General features: G+C 72.6%; 16 protein-coding genes. 15 read left to right on the plus strand and 1 reads right to left on the minus strand.

Going from position 1 to position 18,230, the window contains the following annotated elements; all coding sequences use genetic code 11:
• Positions 1-67 precede the first annotated feature (67 nt).
• From guaA to WMF19_RS21245, 11 genes are all read left to right on the plus strand, one after another.
• Positions 68-1,642 carry a glutamine-hydrolyzing GMP synthase gene (gene guaA / locus WMF19_RS21195; protein WP_272099353.1) on the plus strand — a complete coding sequence of 525 codons (1,575 nt, stop codon included), beginning with the start codon at positions 68-70 and terminating at the stop codon, positions 1,640-1,642.
• Between the two features lie 2 nt (positions 1,643-1,644).
• Complete coding sequence (locus WMF19_RS21200) at positions 1,645-1,962, plus strand: PEGA domain-containing protein (protein WP_272100034.1); 318 nt, start codon at positions 1,645-1,647, stop codon at positions 1,960-1,962.
• 217 nt (positions 1,963-2,179) lie between these two features.
• Positions 2,180-2,557, plus strand: coding sequence for a hypothetical protein (locus WMF19_RS21205; protein WP_437330387.1), 378 nt, complete (start codon positions 2,180-2,182; stop codon positions 2,555-2,557).
• Positions 2,554-3,372: an RNA polymerase sigma factor gene (locus WMF19_RS21210; protein ID WP_437900757.1), complete on the plus strand. Its 819-nt coding sequence runs from the start codon at positions 2,554-2,556 to the stop codon at positions 3,370-3,372. Before WMF19_RS21205 ends, WMF19_RS21210 begins: the two co-directional genes overlap by 4 nt.
• 195 nt (positions 3,373-3,567) lie before the next feature.
• Positions 3,568-3,738: a hypothetical protein gene (locus WMF19_RS21215; protein ID WP_437593914.1), complete on the plus strand. Its 171-nt coding sequence runs from the start codon at positions 3,568-3,570 to the stop codon at positions 3,736-3,738.
• A gap of 324 nt (positions 3,739-4,062) precedes the next feature.
• A complete protein-coding gene (locus tag WMF19_RS21220) occupies positions 4,063-5,769 on the plus strand; it encodes a serine/threonine-protein kinase (RefSeq protein ID WP_437330389.1) in 1,707 nt (568 codons plus the stop codon).
• A gap of 148 nt (positions 5,770-5,917) precedes the next feature.
• A complete protein-coding gene (locus tag WMF19_RS21225) occupies positions 5,918-6,820 on the plus strand; it encodes a hypothetical protein (protein WP_437900759.1) in 903 nt (300 codons plus the stop codon).
• Between the two features lie 192 nt (positions 6,821-7,012).
• The gene (locus WMF19_RS21230) at positions 7,013-8,386 is read left to right on the plus strand and encodes a 3-deoxy-7-phosphoheptulonate synthase class II (RefSeq protein ID WP_437900760.1); all 1,374 of its coding nucleotides are present in this window, start codon (positions 7,013-7,015) and stop codon (positions 8,384-8,386) included.
• 73 nt (positions 8,387-8,459) lie between these two features.
• Positions 8,460-9,170 carry a hypothetical protein gene (locus WMF19_RS21235; protein ID WP_437900761.1) on the plus strand — a complete coding sequence of 237 codons (711 nt, stop codon included), beginning with the start codon at positions 8,460-8,462 and terminating at the stop codon, positions 9,168-9,170.
• 300 nt (positions 9,171-9,470) lie between these two features.
• Positions 9,471-9,794, plus strand: a complete 324-nt coding sequence (locus tag WMF19_RS21240) for a ribosome-binding factor A (protein WP_437900762.1) — start codon at positions 9,471-9,473, stop codon at positions 9,792-9,794.
• Positions 9,791-10,918, plus strand: a complete 1,128-nt coding sequence (locus WMF19_RS21245; RefSeq protein WP_437900763.1) for an RtcB family protein — start codon at positions 9,791-9,793, stop codon at positions 10,916-10,918. The genes WMF19_RS21240 and WMF19_RS21245 overlap by 4 nt, the downstream gene beginning before the upstream one ends.
• 24 nt (positions 10,919-10,942) lie before the next feature.
• Here WMF19_RS21245 and WMF19_RS21250 read toward each other — a convergent pair whose 3' ends face one another.
• Positions 10,943-13,384, minus strand: coding sequence for a S8 family serine peptidase (locus WMF19_RS21250; RefSeq protein WP_437900764.1), 2,442 nt, complete (start codon positions 13,382-13,384; stop codon positions 10,943-10,945).
• Positions 13,385-13,997: 613 nt separating this feature from the next.
• Between WMF19_RS21250 and WMF19_RS21255 the strand changes: the two genes are divergently transcribed.
• The 4 genes from WMF19_RS21255 to WMF19_RS21270 all read left to right on the plus strand — a co-directional run bounded on the left by WMF19_RS21255 (position 13,998) and on the right by WMF19_RS21270 (position 18,191).
• A complete protein-coding gene (locus WMF19_RS21255) occupies positions 13,998-14,648 on the plus strand; it encodes a class I SAM-dependent methyltransferase (protein WP_437900765.1) in 651 nt (216 codons plus the stop codon).
• Complete coding sequence (locus WMF19_RS21260) at positions 14,645-15,616, plus strand: NAD-dependent epimerase/dehydratase family protein (protein WP_437900766.1); 972 nt, start codon at positions 14,645-14,647, stop codon at positions 15,614-15,616. Before WMF19_RS21255 ends, WMF19_RS21260 begins: the two co-directional genes overlap by 4 nt.
• A gap of 57 nt (positions 15,617-15,673) precedes the next feature.
• The gene (locus WMF19_RS21265; RefSeq protein ID WP_437900767.1) at positions 15,674-16,348 is read left to right on the plus strand and encodes a glutathione S-transferase family protein; all 675 of its coding nucleotides are present in this window, start codon (positions 15,674-15,676) and stop codon (positions 16,346-16,348) included.
• A gap of 106 nt (positions 16,349-16,454) precedes the next feature.
• The gene (locus tag WMF19_RS21270) at positions 16,455-18,191 is read left to right on the plus strand and encodes a cation:proton antiporter (protein WP_437900768.1); all 1,737 of its coding nucleotides are present in this window, start codon (positions 16,455-16,457) and stop codon (positions 18,189-18,191) included.
• The last annotated feature ends 39 nt before the right edge of the window (positions 18,192-18,230 follow it).

Consider the following 18,230-nt stretch of genomic DNA (forward strand, 5'->3'; position numbering starts at 1 on the left):
CAGGGCGCCGCGAGCGGGCGTGCGGCGAGCGCCTCGGCCGCGCGACTCTGGCGGATCCAGCCCCGCCATGCTAGCGGCAGCCATGCTCTCACCCCGGCGGGACTTCGTCGTCATCCTCGATTTCGGCTCTCAGTACACGCAGCTCATCGCCCGGCGCGTGCGCGAGTCTGGCGTCTACTGCGAGATCCACCGCTTCGACGTGCCCATCGCCGAGCTGCGCCGGCTCGCCCCGCGGGCGCTCATCCTCTCGGGCGGCCCCGCCAGCGTGTACGGAGACAACGCTCCCCGCTGTTCCCGGGAGGTGCTGGAGCTCGGCGTCCCGACGCTGGGCATCTGCTACGGGCTCCAGCTCATGGCGTATCACCTCGGCGGCAAGGTCGAGCGCGCGCACACGGGGGGCGAGTACGGCCCCGCGGCGGTGCGCGTCGAGCGCCCGACGGGCATCTTCTCGCGCTTCGCCGAGGGCGACTCCCTCGACGTCTGGATGAGCCACGGCGATCGGCTCACCGCGATGCCGGAGGGGTTCGTGTCGCTCGGCACCACGACCGGCAGCCCGCTCTGCGCCGTCGCCCGCGAGCGCGACAAGCTCTACGGCCTCCAGTTCCACCCCGAGGTCGTCCACACGCCGCGCGGCAAGGAGATCCTCCAGTCCTTCCTGTTCGACGTCGCCGGCCTGTCGCCGACCTGGACGCCCGCGTCGTTCGTGGAGGAGGCGATCGCCGCGGTCCGCGAGAAGGCCGGGCCGAGCGACCGCGTCATCCTGGGCCTCTCGGGCGGGGTCGACTCCTCGGTCGCCGCCGTGCTCTGTCAGCGCGCCCTGGGCGACCGGCTGACGTGCATCTTCGTCGACAACGGCCTGCTGCGCGAGGGCGAGGCGGAGAGCGTCGAGCGGACCTTCCGCGGCCACTTCCACATGAACCTCGACGCCGTCGACGCGTCGGCGCGGTTCCTCGAGGGGCTGCGCGGCGTCGTGGATCCGGAGCAGAAGCGCAAGGTGATCGGCCGCCTGTTCATCGAGGTGTTCGAGGAGGAGGCGAAGCGGGTCCAGGGCGCGAAGTGGCTCGTGCAGGGAACGCTCTACCCCGACGTGATCGAGAGCGTCTCGTTCAAGGGTCCGAGCGCCGTCATCAAGAGCCACCACAACGTCGGCGGCCTGCCCGAGCGGATGAACCTCGGCCTGATCGAGCCCCTGCGGGAGCTCTTCAAGGACGAGGTGCGGGCCGCCGGCGAGGCGATGGGCATGCCGCGGGACATCCTGTACCGCCAGCCGTTCCCCGGCCCGGGGCTCGCCGTGCGCTGCCTCGGCGAGGTGACGCCGGAGAAGCTGCGCGTGCTCAAAGCGGCCGACGCCATCTTCGACCAGGAGATCCGCGCCGCCGGGCTCTACGAGTCGCTCTGGCAGAGCTTCTGCGTGCTCCTCCCGGTGCGCTCCGTGGGCGTGATGGGCGACGAGCGCACCTACGACGAGGCGATCGCGCTCCGCGCCGTGCACTCGACCGACGGCATGACGGCCGACTGGGCGCGGCTGCCCTACGACCTCATCGCCCGGGTGAGCTCGCGCATCATCAACGAGGTGCGCGGCGTGAACCGCGTGGTGCTCGACGTGTCCTCGAAGCCGCCCTCGACGATCGAGTGGGAGTGACGATGGCCAGCGCGAGCGCGAAGCGGACGCGCGCCACGGCGGCGCTCCTGATGCTCGGGCTGTCGGCGTGCGTCGCTCGGACTCCGGCGACGGTCTCGCTGCGGGTGAAGGGGAACGTGCCCGACGCGTCGGTCACCATCGACGACCAGTACATCGGCGCGCTCGCCTACGTCGCCGCCCACGGCGTCGCGCTGCCGCCCGGCGCGCACCGGATCACCGTGGAGAAGGCCGGCTACTTCGCCTGGGACCGCCTGGTCGAGGCCAGGAGCGGCGCCCCGCCGATCCACCTCCAGGTGCAGCTCACGCCCGTGCCGGATTGACGATCTCACGGGGCCGACACCCGCCGGCCCCGGCGCCGCCGCACATCCACCGGCGCGCAGGCGAGAGGGCACAGGACGAAATCATCCCCAGGCGGTCTCCGTAATTCATGCGGTGGATGCACGTGGCATCCCTCGCGATCTCAACCTTACGGGGGACCGAATCATGCCGGATCGGAGCAGTCCGAAGGCGCGCGTGACGAAGACGCGCGCGCCTTCCATGCACAAAGCAGCCCGGCGCGCCCGCCGGTGCGCCACCCTCGATGTGTGCGGTCCCGAGAGCTGTCGCCCGGGAGGCCGCCTGTTTCACGCCCTGTGCGATCTCGCCGATCGCTTCCTGCAACGCCGGGGAGATCCGCGGGCGATGCAGCTGGGCACCGTGCTGTTCTATGTCGCGTTCCACAGCGCTCGAGCCGCCGAGGACGACGACTTCCGCCTCTCTCTCCGGACCTCCCTGGACATGCTGGTCGAGCTCGAGCCGGTCGAGCGCTGGCTCCGGCCGCCGCCGGCGTCCGATCTGCCGGCCGGCCGGCCTGCGCCGCGCCCCTACCCCACCTGCGCCGGCGCGGAGCTCCCGGCGCCGCGAGGCTCCGGATGACGCCGCCGCGTTCCTCGCCGTCCGCGCCGCCGTCCGCGCCGGCGCGCCCGTCGTTCGAGACGGTCTATGCCGTGGGCTTGCCGTTCCTTCATCACGCGCTCCGCTGGCTGGGCGTCTCGGTGAACGATCTGGACGACATGCTCCAGGAGGTCTTCCTCGCGGCCTATCGGGGCCTGGCCAAGTACGAGCCATGGCGTTTCCACGCGGCCCCTGCGGGCGAGCTCTCCGCGTCAGGGCCGCCGCCCCTTCGCATCACGCCCGAGGCGGCGCTGCATCGGTGGCTGTTCGGCATCGCATGGAGAAAGACGAGCCACTACCACGCGCGCGCTCACCGACGCCGCGAGATCCCCTCCGGGGCCGGCGTGTCCTGGCCGTTCGACGAGCGCGCCCCGGCGCCTACGCCGGAGCAGTCGCTCGCGAGCGCGGACCGCGCCGAGATCGTGACGGCGCTGCTGCTGAAGGTCGCGCCCGAGCGGCGCGTGATCCTCGTCATGTACGATCTCCTCGGCGTCGCGGTGGCCGACATCGCCGGCGAGCTTTCGCTCAACGAGAACACGGTCCGCTCCCGCCTGCGCCTCGCCCGCGAGGACTTCCGCGCCGCGGTCGCGCGTCAGTCGGCCGAGCGCCGCAGCGCCCTGTGCGCCCTCACCGCGTCGGAGCGCCCCCTCCACACGAGCGCCACAACCATGCTCCACGCCGTGCGCGCGTTCCCTGCCGTCCCCGCGCCCGCTGCACGCGCGCTCTGGCGCCGCCTCCAGCAGCGGATCGCCGAGCGCTCCGCGATTGCCAGGACCACCCCGCCAGCACTGTGGTAAGTGCCAGCGGGCCAGCGCCACAAACGCAGGGACGATAGGGACAGAACGCAGCGCACACGGCGCCGCACACGACCACGCGACCACGCGACAGCAAGACGAGAGCGAAAAATACGAAGCGGGCGACCCCACTGGCAGCTTGACGCCCCGGCACGTTTGTGTAGTCTCCGCCGCCCTCGCAGAGAAAGTCCTACGATCATGGCCAATACTCCGAAGTGGAATGTCCGTCTGCGTCACGAATGGCTCGCCACCCCGCTCAAGAAGAAGCGCCTGAAGCGCTGCCAGAAGGCGCGGATCGGCCTGCTCGATGCGGAGCAGCGCAAGGCTGCCAAGCAGAAGCCCGTCCAGGCCGAGCAGCCCGCGAGCTGACGGGGCGACCAGCCGTTACGCACCGCGCGACACTTGCCAGTCCGGCCGCGCGAACACCTCGAAATCACGAGCCGCTCACGGTTCCGCAGGTCGGCGCCCTCGCGCGCCGCGATCCGTGGTAGCGTCGCCTCGCGGTGTTCGCCCGCGCGTTGGCGACGAATCGTCGATCCCCACCTCTGGTGAGGGTCGACCCGGATCCATGGGAGCGAGGCCCTGAGCGTGTCGGATTCGAGCTTTTCGCCCGGTCGCTCGGGCACTCCTGCCGTGCCATCGTCCCGCGCGCCCTCCACGGGAGCCGAGGAGGGCGACGGACCCACCCGCGTCATGAGCGACACGGAGCGGCAGGCCGCGCTTGCCGCCGTGCGCGGAGCGCAGGCCGCGGCCGCCGCCGCTGCCGCCACCTCCACGACAGCGGAGACGGTTCGCCCTCCGCCTCCCCCTCCGCCCGCGGCGGGCGCGGCGGCGCACGAGCTGGCCGCCGAGACGGTCCGCCCCGCTGCCCTCCCCAAGGGGCTGGCAGCGGCGGCGGCGCACGACGCGACCGCCGACACGGTCCGTCCACCCGCTCCTCCTGCGGGGAGCGCGGCGGGCCCCCCGGACAGCGCGGCCGGCGGGCAGCCGGCGGAGGCGGACCCGCTCGTCGGCACCACGGTGGCGGGCGCGTACCACGTCATCCGCATGCTCGGCGAAGGCGGCATGGGCCGCGTCTACGAGACGCACCACACCCGCATCCCCGGCAAGCGGTTCGCGCTGAAGACGCTCCACCCCGAGCTCGCCCAGCAGCCCACCGTCCTCGCGCGGTTCCAGCGCGAGGCCGAGGCCGCGGCGTCGATCCGGAGCCCGCACGTCGTCGAGATCTTCGACGTGAACCGGCTGAGCGACGGCCGGCCGTGCATCATCGCCGAGTACCTGGAGGGCAAGGGCCTCGACGAGCTCCTCGCAGGGTCGGGAGGGCGGCTGCCGGCCGGCGCCGCGGTGCGGATCGCGCGCGAGGTATGCGAAGGCATCGCGGCCGCGCACGCCGCGGGCATCGTGCACCGGGACATCAAGCCGGAGAACATCTTCCTCACGGGCGACCCTGCGTGCCCGACCGTGAAGGTCCTCGATTTCGGCATCTCGAAGACCTCCGCGCCGTCCACGCTCACGAGGACGGGCATGGTGCTCGGAACGCCGGCGTACATGGCCCCGGAGCAGGCGAAGGGGGAAGATATCGACCCTCGAGCCGACATCTACTCCGTGGGGGCGGTCCTCTACCACGCGCTCACGGGGCAGCGCCCCTTCGAGCGCAGCGACCCGACGGCGGTGCTCCTCGCCGTCATGACGGAGGAGCCGCCGCCGCCGCGATCGCTGAACCCGGAGATCCCGCCGGGCCTGGAGGTCATCGTCCAGCGCGCCATGGCGAAGCAGCGAGAGGGCCGCCACGCCTCGATGGGCGAGCTCGCCGGCGAGCTCGCGCCCTACGAGGAAGCGGCCGCGCCCGGGCCGCCCAGCGCTCGGGCGTCGCTCGCGCGCGCGTCCGTCGTGCTCGGGCGGCCTTACGCGCTCTCGCACGCGTTCGGCCTGCCCGGCTCCGCGTCGTCCGAGGCGTACCTGACGCGGCAGATGGTCTTCCTCGTGGTGAGCCTCGGCCTCGGGTGGCTCGGCGCGGGCCTCGTCAGCTGCCTCGCCGGCTTCGCGCGCGCGGCGCGCGGCGACGCCGCCGCGATGTCGGGCCAGGGAGCCACCTTGCTCACGCTCGGGATCCTGTGCGCCCTGTTCGGCGTCGGGCTGCTCGGCGGCTTCTATATCTTTCGCCGCGTCTGGCGGGACGACGCCCGGATGAGCGCGCTCGCGCCGCGGCTCACGACGCCCGTCGTGCTCGCCCTCGTGGCCTACGGGTCCGCGTCGCTGCTCGTGCGGCTCGTCGAGGCCGTGTTCCTGCAGCGCGCCATCGGCATCGCGTGGCCGGTCTGGGACGCGCTGCTCTTCCTCATCAGCGTGCTCGCCGCGGGCGCCGCCGCCCTGTTCCAGTGGCGAGGCCAGCGGCGATGAGCCCGCGGCCGGGCCACCGGACGTGAGCCATGGGCCGCCGTCCGGGCGTGTGTTAGGGGAGCGGGCCATGCCAGCGCAGGCATCTGGGACGGGCGCCAGCCAGGCCAGCACCCCTGACAGACCGGGCGCACAGGCGGGAACAACCACCGTGCTCGGCGCAGGCGGCAACGCCTCGGGCTCGCGCCCCTCCCTGCTGGCGCGGACGCCGCCCGCTGCGCTGTGGCTTGTCACGGGCGCGGCTGCCCTCGTGGCCGTCGTGATCGCCGCGGCGCTGCTGCGCGACGGCGTCTCCCTCTCCCGGCTCGAGGCGGCCTCGCTCGCCGAGCGCGCGACGCCGTCGAGCTCCGGCCTCCGGCGTCCGGTCGCGCCGAAACCCTCCGATGCCGTCCCCGCCGACGAGCTCGCGACGGCGACCGCGGGCGGCGTGCTCGCGCTCGAGGCGCTCGCCTCGCGCTACCCGAAGGATCCGGCGATCTTCCGCGCGCTGATGCTGCGTCACGCGCTCCCGCCGCCTTACCACGCCGCCGCGCTCGCCGCGGCGAAGCGGCTGCTGGAGCTCGATCCGGGGGCGGCGGCCGACGACGACGTGGAGCGCATCGTCTCGAGCGCCGCCGGAGGACCGCCCGAGGTGGCCTCGGCCGCGCTCGACCTGATGGCGAGCGGCATGGGCAGCAACGGGGCGGATCTGCTCTACGAGCTCGCGGTGGGGAGCTCCGCGCTGAAGGAGCGCGCCGCGAAGCGGCTCGCGGAGGCCGCGGTCCAGGGGCGGGCGACGCCCGCGCTGCGCATCGCCCACGAGCTCCGGGTCGCGCCCTCCTGCAAGGCGAGGCAGGCCTTGCTGGCGCGCGCGACGACCGACGGCGATCGACGCGCCATCGATGTCCTCGCGCCGCTCATCACCAGCAAGGGCAAGGGGTGCGGCTTTCTGGGCATGAGCCGCTGCACGGCGGCGTGCGCCTCGATCGCGGGAGAGATCAAGGCGGCGATCCAGGCGATCGAGGCGCGCACCGGGCCATCGCCCCGGGCGGCGGACGCGCCTGCGAGCCGATGACCGCGCCTGCGAGCCGATGACCGCGCCCGCGAGCCGATGACCGCGCCCGCGAGCCGATGACCGCGCCTGCGAGCCGATGACCGCGCCTGCGAGCCGACGACAGCGTCGGTGAGCCCATCGCCTCACGCTCGAATCGATGACGTTGACCGAGGGTTGCGCAGGTGGGAGCCTTGACATAGTAGGGCTCAACTCATGTACGTTCCTGCTCAACCCTGGTCGCCGGATTCATGGCGTGAACGTTTCAACGCTGCGCCCCTCCCGTATGACGAGCCCGAGGCCGTCCAGGCGGCCGTCGAGAAGCTCCGGGCGTTACCGCCGCTCGTGACCTCGTGGGAGGTCGAGCGACTCAAAGGCTATCTGGCCGAAGCGCAGCTCGGCCGCCGGTTCGTGCTCCAGGGGGGAGACTGCGCGGAGACGCTCGACGACTGCCGCCCGAACATCGTCACGAACAAGCTGAAGATCCTGCTCCAGATGTCGCTCGTGCTGGTGCACGGCGCCCGCCGGCCGGTGGTGCGCCTCGGGCGCTTTGCCGGGCAGTACGCCAAGCCGCGCTCCAGCCCGGTCGAGACGCGCGATGGCGTGAGCTTGCCCAGCTATTTCGGGGATCTCATCAATCGTGCTCCCTTCGACGCCTCCGCCCGGCGCCCCGATCCGAACCTGATGATCACGGGATATCAGCACGCGGCGATCACGCTGAATTTCATCCGTTCCCTGTCGGAGGGCGGCTTCGCCGATCTGCACCACCCGGAGTACTGGGACCTGAGCTTCCTCGAGCGGGCGGATCTGCCCGGCGAGCTGCGCGAGCGATACCAGCGGATGACGGAGCAGGTCGGGGAGGCCCTTCGGTTCATGGAGGCGCTCGCGGAGGTGCCGGTCGGGGAGCTCTCGCGGGTCGAGTTCTTCACGAGCCATGAAGGGCTCAACCTGCACTACGAGTCCGCGCAGACGCGGAAGGTCGCGCGCCGGCCCGGCTTCTACGACCTGACGACCCACCTGCCCTGGATCGGCGAGCGCACGCGGCAGCCGGACGGCGCGCACGTCGAGTTCTTCAGCGGCGTGGAGAACCCGCTGGGCATCAAGCTCGGCCCGAAGACGCTCCGGGACGACGTGATTCGCCTCCTCGACCGGCTCAACCCGGCGGACGAGCCGGGCAAGATCGTGCTCATCGTGCGCATGGGCGCGGGCCGCGTGCGCGACGGGCTCCCGCCGCTCATCGAGGCGGTGCGATCCGCCGGGCGCAAGGTGCTCTGGATGTCCGACCCGATGCACGGCAATACACTGACGACGTCCGGCGGGATCAAGACACGGAATTTCGAGGATATCCTCACCGAGATCGAGGGGAGCTTCGAGGTGCACGAGTCCATGGGATCCCACCTCGGCGGCGTCCACTTCGAGCTCACGGGCGACGATGTCACCGAGTGCGTCGGGGCCGGGCTCACGGAGTCCGATCTCGACCAGCGCTACGCGAGCCTGTGCGACCCGAGGCTGAATTACCGCCAGTCCCTCGAGATGGCGTTCCGCATCGCCCACCGCATGACGGAGGCCTCCCGGCGCGCGAAAGGCTGAGTCGAAGGGCAGGAGTCCCCTGCTGGCGTTCCGTCGAGACTGCCCAATGAACACCCGCAGGGGGTAGTTCGCCATGCAGACCATCTCGACGGAACAGGGTGAGAGCCGACAGGGCGGAGAGCAAGCCACGACGGATGCCTCGCACGGGTGTCCGCAGCGCTCCGGCGCCAGCCCCACGCTGCTCGAGCATATCCTGCCGGAAGCCGATATCGTCATGAACCACGCGATCGTGGTGATGGCGCCACCGGAGGTGACGTACGCCACGCTGAAGAGGGTGGATTTCGCGAGGAGCCGCTCTCTCCTGCTGCGCGCGGTCTTCGCGCTCCGCCTGGCCGCCGTGCGGCGCGCCCGGCGCAGGCTCCGCCTCGCGCCGCTCCCGGCGCGCGCGCGGATGTCGCTCCAGAACATCGAGGATTACGGCCAGTCCAAGCTCGCCGAAAAGGAGGGATCCGAGATCGTCATCGGCTCGATCGCGCGCCTGTTCAGCGTGGAGGGCCTGTTCACGAGGCGGACCGGCGCCGAGTTCAAGTCGTTCGACTGCGCCGGTCACTTCAAGGCGGCGGCGAGCTTCGTCGTGATGCCCTACGGACAGCGCCGGACGCTGCTCGCGTACGAGGCGCGCATCCGCGCGACCGACACGCGGACGAGGCGGCGGCTGTTCCTCCTGGACGCGCTGACGGCGCCGCTCGGGAGGCTCGTCATGCGCCGGATGCTCCGCGTCGTCGCCAGGGTCGCCAAGTACCAGTGCGCGGCGCCGGCGCATCATCGCCAGCAGGCCATCTAGCGCGATCACCGGCGATCACCCCGCCGGGAGCGCAGCCGGGGCGCGCCTTGCGCCTCGGCCCTCGCTCGTGCACCCTACGCGGCGAAGGAGGCCCGCCATGCACCCCATTGCATCGACGAGCCTCGGCCTGACGCGCCGCTGAGCGCGCCGGCGAGGCTCACATCCCCGAGCTCATCTCGCGTGTCGCTGGAACCGCGCGGCCGACGCGTAGGTGCGTCACCACGCCCTCGGGAGCATGGCATGGGCAAAGATCGATCGCGGAGCCGCGAAAGCGCGCGCTCCGTCGTGGATGCAGGTTCGTTGTTCGGTGGGACGGCGGCGCGGAACGCGCAGCGCAAGGAGCGCCAGCTCTGCCGTCAGGTGCAGGAGGCGGTGAGCGACGCGCTCGCCGCGCTCCGCGACGACGTCCTCCAGGGCGTCTGGGTGATGGGTGTGGAGCCGGCGCCGGACGCCAGCCGGCTCGCGGTGGTCGTGCAGGTCAGGCCTGGCACGCCGCCGGAAGTGGCGGCGGCGCGGCTGGAGAAGGTGGCGGGCTACGTGCGCTCGGAGGTCGCAGGGGCGATCACCCGCAAGCGCGCGCCGACGCTCGCGTTTCAGGTGCTGCCGCCGGAGGGAGAGCCGTGAGCGCGCGCATCTCCGCGTGGCTCCCGGAGGGCGCGAGCGCGGCGCTCAGCGCGTCGCTCTCGCGGCTCGCGCGCACCGAAGACGTCGCGCACATCGCGGTCATGCCGGACGCGCACGTGGCCGACGACGTGTGCGTCGGCACGGTGACCGCCACGACCCGCCGCCTCCTGCCGGCGGCGGTCGGCGGCGACATCGGCTGCGGCATGGTCGCGCTGCGGCTCCGCGCGGACGCCGATCTGCTCGCGGATCGCGATCGCGCGGCGCAGCTCCTCTCCGCGCTGTGCCGCCGCGTCCCGCACCTGTTGCGCCCCGCCGCCGGCGCCCCGCCGCTGCCCGGCGATCTCGCCGAGGCGCGGCTCGCCGCGCCTCGCCTCGAGGCGATGAAGCACCGCGAGGGCCGGATGGAGCTGGGCACGCTCGGCCGGGGCAACCATTTCCTGGAGGTGCAACGCGACGAGGAGGGCGCGCTGTGGCTGCTCCTCCATAGCGGCTCGCGCGCCATGGGCCCCGCGATCCGGCAGCACCACGAGGCGCTCGCGGCGCGCGACGCGTCGGGCGTCCGCTTCCTCGACGCCGACAGCGAAGCCGGGCGCGCGTACCTCGATGACGCCGCCTGGGCCGGAAGGTACGCGCGGGCGAGCCGCGCACGGATGGTCACCGAGGCCCTCTCGCTCTTCGCCGAGCTGTTCGGCGTCGACGCCGACGCGTCGTCGCGCGTCGAGGTCGATCACAACCACGTCCGGCGCGAGGAGCACGGCGGACGCGCGCTGTGGGTGCACCGCAAGGGAGCCATGGGGCTCCGCGAGGGGGAGCTCGGCGTCGTGCCCGGGTCGATGGGGAGCCCGAGCTTCCACGTCGAGGGGCGCGGCCACCCCGAGGCGCTCGGCTCGTCGGCGCACGGCGCCGGGCGCGCGCTGCCGCGGGGCGAGGCGCGCCGCCGCATCGGCGCGCGGCAGCTGCTGCGAGAGGCCGAGGGCGTGTGGTTCGACCACCGCCTCGCGGACCGGCTGCGCGAGGAGGCGCCCTCGGCCTACAAGGACATCGGCGCGGTCATGCGGGCGCAACGCGACCTCGTGCGCGTCGCGCGCCGGCTCTGGCCGGTGCTCGTCTACAAGGCGCCATGAGCGAAGGCGCCATGAGCGGACCCGTCACGGCCGATCGAGGGTGACGACAGGCGACGTCCACGTCTCCCAGTGCGCCTCGTTGTCCGGATCGCCGAGCGCACGGAGCGCGCGGAGCTTGATCAGGTAATCCCCGTCCGGGACGACGGTCAGCCTCCCGTCGAGCGTCGTCGTGCCCTTCCATCCGTACCGCGTGACCGACGTCGCGGAAGCGCTCTGACCGACGTGGGACAGCATCAGCGCGCGCCCCCACGGCTTCGCCGTGGCGGCGTCGACGATGTCCAGCGTCAGGCGCTCCGCGCCGTGATCGAGGTGGACGACCACATACGGCACGTCGTCCGACTGCAGCGTGTAGGCCGCGCCGCGCGGCTGCTGGGTCAGGCGCGTCCCGCTCAGCTTGCCGAGCCACGGAGCCCCGAGACCCGACGGCTTGAGGACGGGCAGGCTCTGATAATCGCCCTTGAAGCCCGCATACGGCACCCGCAGCAGGCCGTCGGCCGCGCCGCCCCGCGGCGTGAACACGAGGTAGCCGCCGAACAGGCCGCCTTCCGCGAGCGCGTCGCTCGCCGTGACCGTGACGGAGACGGTCGCGCTCCCGGCGGCGGGCACCGTGACGCTCGCGGCGCTGAAATCGACGCGCGCGGCGCCGGTCGTGGCGCTCGCCGGCGCCCAGTGGTCGCCCGCGGTCGCGCACGCCGCGGGCACGTGCGCCAGGTCGTAGGTGACGTCGTGCCCGCTCGAGTTCTCGAGCGTCAGCGTGCGCGCGGCGGGGCCGGCCTCGCTCTCTCCCAGCGAGAGCTTTCCAGGGATGATCATGGTGGTCGCGCGGATCGCCCGGTCGACGCGGATCACCCCTGCGCCCTGCCGATGCGCGCTCTCCGGCACGCCGGCGCCCAGATCTCCGCTCCACGGCGCGGGGACCGCGGTGTTCTGCAGGACGTCGCGCACGCGCGCCGCGGACAGCTCCGGGCGCGCGGCGAGCAGGAGCGCGACGGCCCCGGCCACGTGCGGCGCCGCCATCGACGTCCCGCTGAGCGTGTCGTACGAGCCTTGCTCGATCGGCACCGTCGAGTAGATCGTGCCGCCGGGCGCCGCGAGATCGGGCTTGAAGGACAGCGCCGCGCTCAGGCCGTACGAGCTGAAGCGGGAGACGAGGCCCGCGGTGCCGTTCCGCGCGGCCACGGCCCGATGGGTCCAGCTCTGGGTCACGGGCCCGGCGTCGAGGCGCGCGTTGAGGAGCTCGCCGTCCGCCTGCGCGATCCCCACGACAGGGATGGTGATCGGGTCGTCGCCCTCCACGGACGGGCTCATCGCCCCGGCCCGGTCGTTGTAGAGCACGACGCCGACGGCGCCCGCGGCCTGCGCGCGCGCGGCCTTCAGGTGGAACGAGCAGCCGCCGCGCCGGACGAGCGCGATCTGGCCCGCGAGGCTGCCGGCGGGGAGAGCGGCGCACGCGTCGCGCGCGCTGGTGATCGTCCCCGTGCGCGCGAGAGCGGCGCTGCCCGAGAGCGGCGCGGGCGGGCTCCCGGCGGCGCGAGCGTAGCCGATCACGGCGTCGCCCGGCGAGACGGTGAACGACAGGGTGGTGACGCGGGAGCTGTCGACGGACGCGGTGCCGATGACCGCCTCTCCCACGCCGGGCGCGCCGGCGGCCCAGAGCCCCTTCTCGCCGCTGTTGCCGATCGACGCGACGACCACGACGCCGCGCCCGACGAGCGCGCTCGCCGCCGCCGCCGTCGGGTAGTCAGGCCACTGGAACGGCGTTCCGATGCTGATGTTGATGACGTGCATGCCGTCGCTGGCTGCCCGCTCCATCGCCTTGAGGATGATGTCCGCGCGAGAGCCGCCGCGGCAGCCGAACACGCGGTAAGCGCCGAAGGTCACGTCCGGGGCCACGCCCTGCACGACCCCGTTCGCCCCGATGATGCCGGCGACGTGCGTGCCATGGCCCAGGCAATCGTCGGGCTGTCCGTCGGGCACGGGCGGCTTGCTCGGGTCGCCGGCGACGAAATCGTCGCCGACGAAATCGTAGCCAAACGCCACGCGGCAGCCCGGGCCGAAGCAGCCTCCGAGATCGGGGTGATTGTAGTCGATGCCGCTGTCGATCACGCCGACGCGGATTCCCTCGCCGGTCACGCCGAGCTCTCGGCGCACGACGTCCGCGCCCGACATCTCGCCTGCGACGGCGAGGTCCGGGTCGACCGTCGGCGCCGCGCGCGTGGTGTCGAGCTCCACCGGCACCACGGGGTAGACGGCCTTGACCCCGGGCATGTCCGCGAGCGCGGCGGAGCTCTCCTGCGCGACCCGGACGGAGAGGCCGTTCCAGAGCTCCTCGAACGAGAATCGTTGTTTGTACCGGAGCCCGCGGGCCGCGGCGGCTCGCCGGAAGAGCTCCCGCTCCTCCTCGATAAGGCGCTTGACGCGGTCGCCCCCGCTGTCCCTCGCGGCCGGCGCTCGCTCGAACTCCACGAACCAGAGCTCCGTGGCCTCCGCTGGCGCGAACGTCGCTTCGCCTGGCTCCGAGTCGTCTGGAGGGGCAGTGTCGTGGCCCGCCTCCTTGTCTCCAGTCTCTCCGCTGCACCCTGAAATGGCGAACCAGAGAGATGCCAGAACGAGCCGGCAACCACCGCACCTCACAAGCCCCTTTCCGCGCGCTCCGATCATCGATCAGCTATGTTCGATGACGCGAATCGGTCAAGCGTGAGCGGCGCGAGAACGGAGAGAGGCGCGCGCCGCGGACCGTCATTGTCGCAGACCATGGAAGAGTGGTTGTTTCGGAGCAGGCGCCCATTCGGGTGGGGCGTAACGAGGACCGCGCTGTGCGGCCCTGCCACGCGCGGCGGAGCGCGGCGGCGCGGTGTCCACGCAGCCCGGGGCGCCCTGAGAAGCGCCCTCGAGAGATGTCGTTATCTCGCGATGTCGTCGCTGTCCTGCCATGCCGCGGCGTCCTAGCTCATCGCGCTCACGAGGCCGCCTGGGGCTCCGGCGGCGCGTGTCCGGCCCCGGGCGTTGCCGGTCCTCGGGCGCTCGACTAGCGTGGCGCGGCTCTCCGGCGCGGGCGGCGCCGGGGCTCGGATGCACGATGACGGTCCTAGAGCGCGCCTTGTTCTCCTTGCACCATCGCCTGGTCCACGTTCCGCGCGTGGGCCGCGTCGCGCGGGCGCTGGCCGCGCAGGTGGGCCCTGCGGCGTCGCTGCTCGACGTGGGCGCGGGCGACGGCACGGTCGCGCTGGAGGTCGCGCGCCTGGTCGGGGCGCCCCGCGTCGTCGGCGTGGACGTGAAGGCGCGTCCCGGGGCGGCGCTGCCGGTCATCGGCTATGACGGCGAGCGCCTCCCCTTCCCCGACGCGGAGTTCGAGGCGGTGCTCCTCTCCGACGTGCTGCACCACGCCGCGCGCCCCGGCGCGCTGCTCGCCGAGGCGCTGCGGGTCGCGTCCCGCGTCGTCGCGCTCAAGGATCACTTCCGGTTCGGCCCGGTCTCGGAGCGCGTGCTGCTCTGGATGGATCTCGCCGGGAACGCCGCGCCCGGCGTCGAGGTGCGGGGCACCTATTTCACGCCGGGCGGGCTCGTCGATCTCGTGCGCGGCGCGGGCGGTCGCATCACCGGCCTCGAGTGGCCGCTCCGGATCCACGATCTGCCGTTCCGCCTCGTGACCCAGGATCGCCTCCAGTTCGCGGCGCGGATCGAGCGCCTGGCCTCGGGGATCGCGGGAGCCGCGGGAGACGCGCGATGACGGAGCTCAGGTCGTTCGTCGTCGGCGGCGCCGGGTTCATCGGGAGCCACCTTACCGATCGCCTGGTCGAGCGCGGCCCCGTGACGATCTACGACAACCTCTCTGTCGGGCGCCGCGCGTTCGTGGCGCCGCACCTCGCCTCCGGGCGCGCGGCGCTCGTCGAGGCCGACGCCCTCGATCTGGAGCGGCTCACCGAGGCCATGGCGGGCCACGACCTCGTCGTGCACCTCGCGGCGAACCCCGAGGCGCGCTGGGGGCTCGCGCGGACGCGGCTCGACCTCGATCAGGGCACCATCGCGACGTACAACGTGCTCGAGGCGATGCGGCGGACGGCCGTCGGCCGGCTGATCTTCTCGTCCTCCGGGACGGTCTACGGCGACACCGCGCGTCGGTGCGCGGAGGGCGATCTCGGCGCCTTGCCCATCTCGCTCTACGGCGCGAGCAAGCTCGCGGGCGAGGCGCTCATCAGCGCCTATGTCGAGTGCTTCGGCCTCACGGCGTGGATCTACCGCTTCGGCAACGTCGTCGGGCCGCGCGGGACGCACGGCGCGGCGCTCGATTTCCTGAAGAAGCTGCGCGATCGGCGGACGGAGCTCGAGGTGCTCGGCGATGGGCGCCAGTCGAAGCCGTACCTCGATGTCCGGGACTGCGCGGAGGGGATCCTGTTCGGCTTCGATCAGGCCAGGGAGCGGCTCAACATCTACAACCTCGCGCCCGAGGACACGACGAGCGTCTCGCGCATCGCGGAGCTGTGCGTGGCGGCGTCGCCCTATCCGGACGCGGTGATCCGGTATCAGGGAGGCGAGCGCGGGTGGCCTGGGGACGTGCCGCGATCACGGATGGATCCTGGCAAGCTGGCGGCGCTGGGCTTCCGGGTGCGCCACACGAGCGACGAGGCGGTCCGCATGGCGGTGGAGGCGCTGGCGAGCGAGGTGTTCGGGGGCGAGCTGGCGCGACGAGCGCGGTGAGCGCGCCGTCGACGCGGCCGCCGCCGCGCGTGTCGACCGCGGTGGTAGACTCCGCAGATGGCTGAGCTCACCCTCTATATCGGGAACAGGACCTATTCCTCGTGGTCGCTCCGGGCCTGGCTCGCCCTGAAGCAGGCTGGCGCCGATTTCGAAGAGGTGGTGATCCCCCTCCGGGCGCCGGGCACGCGCACGCTCGAGATCCAGCGTTACTCTCCGTCGGGCAAGGTGCCGGCCTTGCAGCACGGGGCGCTCACGATCTGGGAGTCGCTCGCGATCGCCGAGTATGCGGCGGAGATCTTCCCCGCGGCGAAGCTCTGGCCGGAGGCGCGCGACGCGCGCGCCGTCGCGCGATCGGTGAGCGCCGAGATGGCGAGCAGCTTCACCGCGCTCCGCACCGCGCTGCCGATGAACGTGCGGCGGAAGATCCAGGGCGTGGCGATCACCGACGCGGCGTCGGAGGACATCGCGCGCGTCCAGGTGATATGGAACGACTGCCGATCGCGCTTCGGCCAGGGAGGCGAGTTCCTGTTCGGGCGCTTCAGCGTGGCGGACGCCATGTACGCGCCGGTCGCGACGCGGTTCGACACGTACGGCGTCGAGCTCGACGCCGTCTCCCGGCGCTACGTGGCGTCGATCCTCGGGCTGCCCGCGATGCAGGCGTGGGTCGCCAAGGCCAGGGAGGAGCCGCACATCATCGAGGCGTACGAGGCCATCGGCGTCGTGGGCGTGTAATAAGTGAATATGTAAGCAGAAGCGAGCGGTCCAGGCCGCGCTCGCGATCGCCGGCGGCGCCGCACCGCGATGCGGCGGCCGGCGACGGAAAGCGCTAGACCCGGACATGCCGCACGAACTCGACCTCATCCTCACGATCACGGGCGGGCTCACCGCAGCCCTGGCGCTCGGCTTCGTCACCCAGCGCCTGAGGCTCTCTCCCATCGTGGGCTACCTGCTGGCCGGCCTCCTCGTCGGCCCCTTCACCCCGGGGTTCGTGGCGGACAAGCGGCTCGCGGACCAGCTCGCGGAGATCGGGGTCATCCTGCTGATGTTCGGGGTCGGCCTGCAGTTCCACGTCCGCGAGCTCCTCGCCGTGCGCAAGGTGGCCGTGCCCGGCGCCCTCATCCAGATCGCGGTCGCCACGGCGCTCGGCGCCATGGTCGGCCGCGCCGCGGGCTGGACGTGGGGCGCGGCGGTCGTCTTCGGCGTCGCCATCTCGGTGGCGAGCACCGTCGTGCTCACGCGGGTCCTCAGCGACAACGACGTCCTGCACACCCCCGCTGGCCACCTCGCCATCGGCTGGCTCGTGCTCGAGGACGTCTTCACCGTGCTGGTGCTCGTGCTGCTCCCCGCCGTGATGGGCGAAGCCGCGGGCGCGGGCGCGGCGGGCGTCGCCGTGTCCGTGGGGATCGCGGTCCTGAAGCTCGCCGGGCTCGTGGCGTTCATCTTCATCGTCGGACAGCGCGTCATCCCCGCGCTGCTCGGGTACGTGGCGAAGACCGGCTCGCGGGAGCTCTTCACGCTGACGGTGCTCGTCGTCGCGCTCGGCGTCGCCGTGGGCTCGGCCATTCTCTTCGGATCGTCGATGGCGCTCGGCGCCTTCCTCGGCGGCCTGGTCGTCGGCCAGTCCGACTTCAGCTCGCGCGCCGCGTCGGAGGCGCTCCCGATGCGCGACGCGTTCGCCGTGCTGTTCTTCGTCTCGGTGGGGATGCACCTCGACCCGGCGCAGCTCGCCGTGGGCTGGCAGCTGGCCGCGGGGACGCTCGCGGTGGTGCTGATCGGCAAGCCGCTCGCCGCGCTCGCGGTGACGACGCTGCTCCGCCGCCCCCTCCAGACCGGCTTCGCCGTGGCCCTCTCGCTCGCGCAGATCGGGGAGTTCTCGTTCATCCTCGCGGCGCTCGGCAAGAAGCTCGGCGTCCTCCCGGTCGAGGCCGAGCAGGCGCTCGTCGCCGCCGCCATCGTGTCGATCACGCTGAACCCGGTGCTCTTCGGCCTCCGGGATCGCCTCGCGCGATGGACGTCGGCGCTCTTCCTGCGGCGCGAGGCGGCAGCCGAGGTCGCTCCGGTGGACGAGCACGCCCACCGCACGGTCGTGGTGGGCTACGGCCCTGTCGGGAAGACGCTGACGCGGCTGCTCCGTGAGAACGGCATCGCGCCGACCGTCGTCGAGCTGAACCTCGACACGGTGAAGCAGCTGCAGGACCAGGGCATCCGCGCGATCTACGGCGACGCCACGCAGCGGGAGATCCTCGAGCGGGCCGGGGTCGGGACGGCGGACAGCCTGCTGTTCACGGCGGCCGGCGCGCCCGGGGACGGCGTCATCGAGCAGGCGAAGGGCGTGAACCCGCGGCTGTTCGTCCTCGCCCGCGCCTTCTACCTGCGCGAGGTGACCGCGCTGAAGAAGGCGGGAGCGGACGTCGTGGTGACAGGCGAGGCGGAGGTCGCGTTCTCGATGACCGAGCGCCTCCTCGTGCGGCTGGGCGCGACGTCCGAGCAGCTCGAACGCGAGCGCGATCGCGTCCGGAGCGAGCTCTTCGGCGGCGGCTCACCAGGGCCTCGCCCCGCGGTGCACGACGCCTGACCTCGCGGCAGGCATGCGCCGCGCCCCCCGGCCCCGGCG

This window comes from Sorangium sp. So ce124 (genome assembly GCF_051525235.1).
Taxonomy (GTDB): Bacteria; Myxococcota_A; Polyangia; order Polyangiales; family Polyangiaceae; genus Sorangium; species Sorangium atrum.